Source organism: Pseudorhodoferax aquiterrae (assembly GCF_014652235.1).
In the GTDB taxonomy this organism is placed as follows: Bacteria; Pseudomonadota; Gammaproteobacteria; order Burkholderiales; family Burkholderiaceae_C; genus Pseudorhodoferax; species Pseudorhodoferax aquiterrae.
Map to the genome: position 1 here is coordinate 1 of NZ_BMYK01000077.1, position 1,394 is coordinate 1,394.

At 78.6% G+C, this 1,394-nt stretch carries 1 protein-coding gene and 1 pseudogene; both read right to left on the reverse strand.

What is annotated here, in order from left to right; genetic code table 11:
• Window positions 1-492: pseudogene (locus IE209_RS33580) on the reverse strand (hypothetical protein); the annotation flags it as partial.
• A gap of 4 nt (window positions 493-496) precedes the next feature.
• The coding region (locus tag IE209_RS33585) for an ATP-binding protein (RefSeq protein WP_189691193.1) at window positions 497-1,394 on the reverse strand (898 nt) is incomplete at its 5' end.

Genomic DNA, 1,394 nt, shown 5'->3' on the forward strand with positions numbered 1-1,394 from the left:
GGCGTCGGGCGCGGCGGGGGCTGCGGGTGGGGCCGTGGACGGTGGCGTGGTCGCTGCCGCGGCCGGTGCCGGCCGGCCGGCAGGGCGGACCAGGCCGGCATCGGGCGGCGTCGGCCGGGTCAAGGGTTCCGCGGGCCGCAGCGGGGTGCGCCGGGCGTCCAGGCCGGCGTCCAGCCGCGCACCGAGCGGGGTGTCGAGCCGGGCGTCGAACCGGGTGTCCAACCGGGCATCCAGCCGCGCGTCCATGCGCCCGTCCAGCCCTGCGTCCAGGCGCGCGTCCAGCAGCCCGTCGGCACCGGCCGCGAGCGGCCCGGCCGTGGCCTGGGGTGCCAGGTAGCGCGGCCAGGCCGGCGCGGCGTCGGCCGCTGCGCTGCCGGGTTCCGCGGTGTCCTCGCGCGCAGCCGTGCGCGCGCGGCGTGCGGTGTCCGCGTCGGCCGGGCGCGCGCGCGGACGGGCACGCGCCAGGTGCGCCGGGAGCGCGGCGCGGCCCATGCCCTCAGCCTCCGGGGGCCAGCAGGGCGGCCGGCAGCGGCTTGCCGAGCTTGCGGTACTCGGCGCCCAGCGCAGCGGCCAGGGCCGGCGCGTCGATGGCGCCGCCACCGGCCACCGCGCGCGCGGCCAGCACCACGTTGCGGATGTGGCCGCCCGCCAGTTCGCAGCCGGCGGCCAGCCGGTTCAGCGCGGCCGGCGCCAGCGCATGGGCGTCGCCCAGGTGGGCCCGCCACAGCGCGCGGCGTTCCTCGGGGCCGGGCGCCGGGAATTCGAGGATGGCGTCGAGCCGGCGCGTGAACGCGCTGTCGAAGCGCGCGCGGCTGTTGCTGGTGAGCAGCACGATGCCGTCGTAGCTCTCGATGCGCTGCAGCAGGTAGTTGGTCTGCTGGTTGGCGAAGCGGTCGTTGGCGTCCTTGACCTCGGTGCGCTTGCCGAACAGCGCGTCGGCCTCGTCGAACAGCAGCACCACCTCGTCGTGCTCGGCGCGCGCGAACAGCTCGGCCAGGTTCTTCTCGGTCTCGCCGATGTACTTGCTGGTCACGGCCGCCAGGTCGACGCGGTACAGCGGCAGCGACAGCTGCGTGGCGATCCAGCCGGCCGACAGGGTCTTGCCCGTGCCCGAGGCACCGACCAGCAGCGCGCGCACGCCGGGCCGGTAGCGCGTGCGCGCGCTGGGGCCCAGCCCCTCGGCCAGGCCGTCGCGCAGCCGGCAGCGCTGCAGCAAATGGGCCAGCTCGGCGCGCAGCGGCGCGGCCAGCACCAGGGCCGCATCGGACACGTCGGCGGGCAGGGCCTCGGCCAGCGTGCCGAGTTCGCTGCGCTGGCGCCGCGCGGCCTGGTGCAGGGCCGGGCGCTGCAGCGCGCCGGGGCCGGCGGCGCGGCACAGCGCGGCGATGCGGGCC